This is a genomic window from Fluviicola sp. (assembly GCF_039596355.1).
In the GTDB taxonomy this organism is placed as follows: Bacteria; Bacteroidota; Bacteroidia; order Flavobacteriales_D; family Crocinitomicaceae; genus Fluviicola.
This window is the reverse complement of sequence record NZ_JBCNJW010000018.1, coordinates 48,511-55,186: the sequence shown is the minus strand read 5'-3', so window position 1 is coordinate 55,186 and position 6,676 is coordinate 48,511. Positions and strand designations below refer to the sequence as shown.

General features: G+C 44.7%; 3 protein-coding genes. All 3 read left to right on the top strand.

All coding sequences use genetic code 11. The annotated features are described in order from the left end of the window. A partial coding sequence (locus ABDV94_RS19930; protein WP_343748986.1) for a hypothetical protein occupies positions 1 to 384 on the top strand: 384 nt, incomplete at its 5' end. After that, positions 384 to 1,010 carry a hypothetical protein gene (locus ABDV94_RS19925; RefSeq protein ID WP_343748985.1) on the top strand — a complete coding sequence of 209 codons (627 nt, stop codon included), beginning with the start codon at positions 384 to 386 and terminating at the stop codon, positions 1,008 to 1,010. The genes ABDV94_RS19930 and ABDV94_RS19925, both read left to right, overlap by 1 nt. Next, entirely contained in the window at positions 1,003 to 6,675 is a 5,673-nt protein-coding gene (locus ABDV94_RS19920) for a hypothetical protein (protein ID WP_343748984.1), read from the top strand. Before ABDV94_RS19925 ends, ABDV94_RS19920 begins: the two co-directional genes overlap by 8 nt. The last annotated feature ends 1 nt before the right edge of the window (position 6,676 follow it).

The following is a 6,676-nucleotide window of genomic DNA, read 5'->3' as shown; positions in this document are numbered from 1 at the left end:
CAGTCGGAGCCCTACCAGTTTACCATCTTCGAACCCAAAGACCCTACTCCTAACTTCTACCCCGTAGCCTTCAAAAATGACGGGCAGACTTATTCTGTGGTCAATGATCAGATCGGGCTTGTTTCGGATGAAATCGGGGAGTTGAAACTGACGATCCAGGTTTACAAAAACGGTCAGTTGGTAAAGAAAGCACTTCTGAAAGAATACACGCAGGGAGAAGAAGAGGAAGAAGGAACGCAGCAACCGGAAGTCAGCAAATCTGGCAACGGCAAGCGCTTTTTCATTTTGAATATCGGTGCGCTGGATCTGCAATCCGGGTACTATACCGTTGTATGGACACCGCGCAATACTAAATCATTCACCTTCAATTTTAGAAAAAACTAATGGGGTTTGTAAAGCCGGCAGTAGTCTTTACTGCCTTGATAATGGTGTTTACCGGATGCGGAATCAGTAAGAAACGCATCAAACTGGAGCCGGAAAATTACCTCAAGTGGTATGGCTCTGCTGAGAATGTACATACGGCTTCCGATACCGTAGGAGAATTGGTCTACAACCTAAGGCTTTTTCCGAAAGAAGTCAATATCGCTTTATGTGCGATGAAACAGTGTGAACCTAAAGACGTCCTGGTGGCTTCTTTGGAAGAGCGTACGATGATTACGAGTTTCCTGTTTGAAATCAGAGGAGTAAATACTCAGAAAGACTTTTTCTCCATCGCGGGAGTAAGCGGAATCAGTAAAAACGACCGGGTGATGTACCTCACCAGTGGAATCAAAGAAGATTTGAAAGGACTCTCTGCGCATGGCGATACACTGAATTGTGTATCCGTGATGTATGAACCGACTATCAAAGGTCAGGCTAAATTGGTCATCGATATCGATAATCCGAAACAATACGTGATTAGAGAGGTGATCTATTCTGACAGGGTCATCAGCGGGTCACGCATCAGCCTGAAGATGCCGGTTTCATCCAATTCCAACATACCAACCTTGAATCTTAAGAAATATGAATAACAAGAATACGATCCAAATCCGTAAAGAAAGCAGAAGTTTAGCCTGGTTTCTCTTACTGACATTCAGCTGGAGTGTCTTTCAGCCGGCCGTTTCATTTGCAGGTGGCCCTGCACAGCCGGAAGCAAGTGCTTTTACACCGATTGGTGTTTCGGACATGGTGGATCCTTTCACCGGGGATTTCACCTACAATATTCCCTTAATGGATATTGAGGGTTACCCGATCAACATTGCCTACAATTCAGGTGTTACGATGGACCAGGAAGCATCCTGGGTTGGTTTGGGCTGGAACCTGAATGCCGGTGCCATTATTCGGAACATGCGCGGGATTCCGGATGATTTCAACGGTGATCAGATTGTCAAGGAAACGAATACGAAGCCTGTTACGGATATCAGCGTAGACTTGCAGTTGAAGCCGGAGATTTTCGGGTTCAACCTGGAAAGTAATTCTGTAGGTTCCCTGTCATATAACGCGAGTTTGAGCTACAACAGCTACACCGGATTTGGTGCTTCTCAGGGAATCAGTTTGTCGTTCAACCTGGGAAAAGCAATGGGAGGTTCTGCAATGGCTGGATTTTCCCTATCCGGAAGCAGTGAAAACGGAGCTTCTTTTTCGCCAAGTATGTCTTTGAGTTATGGAGGCTACAAAAACGCACAATATGACGTCTCAAAAACAGCTTCTATCGGTACAGCATTTAATTCCAGAGCGGGATTGCAGAGCGTGTCTTATGGATTCTCGATGGAAAAAACTAGGTATGACACACGCAAAGTAACTTTTGATGGAGAGGATTTTGAGGTTAGAGGAAATAAAAAGGGAAGTGGTTCGCTTGATGCCAGCGGATCCTTTAACATGGGCGTCAATCAATATTCCCCAACTCCCGGAAACTCTACGGTAGGCGGATCACTGGCAATCAATGCCCGGTTATCAGGAAGTATTTTTGGAGTAGATGCACAGGGAAATATCGGTGTATCGGTAGCGAGAACCTGGATTCCAAATGATCAAAAGAAGACTTACACGAATGCTTTCGGTTATTTCCATCACGAAAAAGGATTGAACAATAACTATGCGCAGCTGGATTTTAACCGCGACAACGATCAGCCGTTCTCCAAATACAGTGTGAACCTGCCTTCTGCATTTCAAACGTATGATATTTTCAGCGTTCAGGCACAGGGAACAGGAGGAAGTTTCCGCCCGATGCGAAACGATGTGACTTATGTTTTTGATAAGATGGTCAACACCTTCGATGTGGGTGTGAACGGTGGATTTGAATTGGGAGCCGGAGCATTGTTGGATGCAGGAATCGATATTCAAATTCCAATTACCAGCGTTTCACAGGGGATCTGGTCAAATTCCAATAATGCGATGACCAGGTTGGGAAGATCCAGAGCTTCGGGAGATGTTGCACCGTTTTACCAGTTTATTGAGGCCAATGAATCTTCTGTACAGCAAGATAACCTGATGACTTCTCAATTTTATGGTGATAAGCCTGAGAAACTGGAATTGACCGGTTCGGAATTATTCCCGAGACTATCCGGAAGTTTGAACCAGCAGGGAACGATCAAATCGATCAGTAGAAATAAGAAAACGGCACGGGAACTGACGAATAATCAGTTGTATTTCCTTACACGGGAAGAAGTTGCTGCCGGAATGGGAGTGTTCCCATTGAACCCGTTGGTTACGCAGGGAAATGCAGGACACATTTATGAAATTACCCAATTGGGGCAGGACGGAAGACGATACGTTTTCAGTTTGCCGGCATACAATTACTTCCAGGAAGATGTGACTTTTGCCATCGGTGATGGAATGTACAGCGATGACGGAATCAACTACGCGAATGACAATTCGGGGATAATTACCTATTCCTCTTCGGATCCTACCTTGGATAATACACGGGGAATCGATCATTATTACAGCAGTATCACAACTCCGGCATATGCACACTCCTACCTGCTTTCGGGTGTATTGAGTGACGATTATGTAGATGCAGATCAAGTACAAGGGCCTTCGATAGATGACCTTGGATCATATGTAAAATTTGATTACGAGAAAGTAACGGGGAATCAATGGAGGTCTCCTGCGGCTGTTTCGTCCGGTTTCCACAATGAAGGAATGCGTTCCGATCCTACGGATGACAAGGCAAGTTTTGTATATGGGAAGAAAGACTTGTATTACCTGTATAAGGTAGAGACGAAAAACTATGTGGCAATCTTCAAAACAGAAGCCAGACACGATGGGAAAAGTGCTAAGGACAGAGATGGAGGTTTTGCTACCGGTACGGCCAATGATAGTAAGCTCTTACGAAGTATTACATTGTACTTAAGAAAAGACTACTATGCGCATGCTTCTGACTTGTCTCAGGCCAACCCGATTCAAAAAGTGGAGTTTGATTACGACTACCACTTGTGTAAAGGTTACCCGAACAACCCGAATACAGCAGAAGGAAAACTGACCTTAACGAAAATCAGTTTTACATATCAGAATTCGCAAAAGATGCTGAATCGAAATTATACCTTCGATTATTCATCAAGGAATCCGGATTACAACCTGAAAGGGAGTGACAGATGGGGAACCTATAAGAATCCTGTTTACTCCACTACTGCGGTTGAACAGGATATCAGCGCTCCGTTGAATAATTCCGAATATCCGTATTCGGTTCAGGATAAAACAGAAGCAGATAACAATGCTTCGGCATGGGCGCTGACGAAAATCAAACTTCCGTCGGGCGGAGAGATCAATGTGACGTATGAATCGGATGATTACCAGTTTGTGCAGCACAAGAAAGCAACTCAAATGTTCCAGATTGTTGGAGTACATTTTGATAATAGTCACAAATACGCATTTAATTCCCGTACACAAACAGGGTATGATTTCCTGGATTTGGTAAAACCTGGAAATGCCAATCCGAAATTGTTGTTTGCACTGGATCCGAGTGATCCTGATCCGAAACATTATGCCTACAAGGGACAGCAGCTTTATTTCAGAGCCTTGACCGAGCTAAATCCTGCCGGAGCAACCTACAAGGAGAAAACAGAATTCATTTCGGGATATGGAATTGTGGATCATGTCGGTACGGAAACCGTAGATGGAACTGTTTATGGAGCAATCACTTTAAGAGGAGAAAAGCTAAAAGATGCTGATCCGGAGATTTATTCACCGATTATCAAACAAGGAATCTTGTTCGGACGTGCTCAATTGTCGCGAACCTTTACCAAACCAAGCTCTATGAATTCTGCTCCGGGAGATGCTCCTGCAGGAGTGGAAGCAATTGTCGATTTGGCAAGTGCCATGGTGGAGCAGATGGGTTCATTCCAGGAATTGGTAACCGGACCAAACCAGCGTATTTTTGAAATGGGTAAATGCAAGCGCTTTGTGCCATTGAAATCATGGATGCGTCTGAATTGTGTTTCCGGACATAAAATGGGTGGCGGAAGCCGTGTGAAAGAAATCCGCATCAAAGACAACTGGAGTCAGATGGGAGGAAGCTCTTCTTCCGAATACGGACAGCGATTTACCTATGAACTGGAAGATGGGACATCATCCGGTGTGGCTTCCTATGAACCGCAGTTGGGTGGAGACGAAAACCCGTGGCATACTGCATACATCGTAAACAACAAAAAGCGTTTGGCGATGGATGATAAGATGTACATCGAAGACCCGATCATGGAATCGCAATTCCCTTCACCATCTATCGGTTATTCCCGCGTGGTGATCGAAGACTTGAACAGTTCGGAGTTGGGATCCCGCGGAACAGGAAAAGTGGTGAAAGAGTTTTATACTGCGAAGGATTTCCCGACGATCGTGAAAGCGACCAATGTGGATGTTTTGCCGAAGAACTCATTCTTACCGTTCCTTCCGAAATACCAGTACCTGACCGCAAACCAGGGGTTCTCCATTGAGTTGAACGATATGCACGGGAAACCGAAGAAAGAAAGCGTATACGGTCAGGGACAATTACAGCCATTGTCTACTATTGAGTACCACTACCAATCCGAAGAATTGGCATTGGGAGGACAGGAGAACAAACGGTTGAAAAATCAAATTACGGTCATTCACCCGGATGGAACAATTTCCCAGGAAACGGTTGGCGTGAGATACGATGAAGTAGCCGATTTCAGAGAAAGCAGAACCGTTTCACAGGTACCAAAATTCTCGATTAACACGAATACATTCTACATTTTTATCCCGTTGATTATTCCAACGATTTATCCAGGGTATGACCGCAGTACGAATCGCTTCCGGAGTGCAACGATGAACAAAACGATCCAGAAATTCGGAATCCTTGAGAAAACCGTTGCAAACCAGGACGGAAGTATTGTGGAGACTAATAACCTGGCGTATGATTCTCAGACGGGGCAGGTTTTGGTGACACAGACAACGACCAACTTCAACGATAAAGTGTACTCATTGAACTACCCGGCTTACTGGAAATACGAATCTTTTGGTCAGGCATCGAAGAATATCATGTATTCCTACCAGGCGGCTTCGATCAGCAATACCGGATTTACTGCCATTCCTGCAAACCTCAATTATTTTACAGAGGGGGATGAAGTTTCCGTGAAATTGTCTTATACCACGATGAAGGGTTGGGTTTTGGAGAAAAACGCAAACGGAATCCGGATCGTAGATATGAGCGGAAATCCGATCAGTGGAAGCAATGTGCTGATCAAAGTGTTGAGATCCGGTTACAAGAACAAGCAGAGTACTTCCATGGCAAGCATGACTTCCCTGAGCAACCCGCTGACATCTTTCGGTTCCAACCAGTTTTCCCATGTGTTGAATGCCGGAGCTGTAGAGTTCGGGCAGGATTGGAAAACATACTGTGACTGTTTTGATCCAAGCAGCGGAACATCGATCCGTACCACCAACCCGTATATTTTGGGTACAAAAGGAAATTGGAGACCAATCCGTTCATACACGTACCTGAGCGGACGTACGCAAACCAACTACGACGGAAATACCAATGTCCGGAAAGATGGAGTGTTTACAGCATACAGTCCTTTCTACAAATTGGGAAGCGGAAAGAAATGGGAGAAAGACGGATTGAACTGGACCTTCGTATCAGAAGTAACGCAATTTTCACCAAACGGAATGACGATGGAAACACGTGATGCTTTGGGTCGTTATTCTTCCAGCTTATTTGGCTTTAACAGTACATTGACCACAGCAGTTGCAGCCAATGCCAAGATGCAGCAGATTGCAACCGGTTCTTTTGAAGACGTAGGTTACAACAGTTGTAATGAGCAGGGATATTTCGGAAAAGTGATGGATGGAAGCGGTAATCCGATAGCTATTCCGGGTTCGGCGATTACTACCGCTCACTCGCATACCGGAGCTACCAGTATCAAAGTATCACCGGGAGCGGGAGTGACCTTCCAAAATATCATTTCAAGCTGTGAATACAAACCGGATTGTGATCTGAAACTGAGCTGGAATCAGAAACGCGATGTGAAGATTGAAGGAGGAACCGGTCCATACACCATGGAATTTGAAGCAGACGGAAATGCATTTGCACAACTAAGCACCAATAACACCATTGGATTCAATATGGATGAAGGAAATAATGCTTCCAGTCTGATGATCACGGTAACGGATTCAAAAGGCTGTAAAATGGGAATCTTATTTACGGTAAAAGACAAGAAACTTCAGTACGAGTTAATTCAATTTTAAA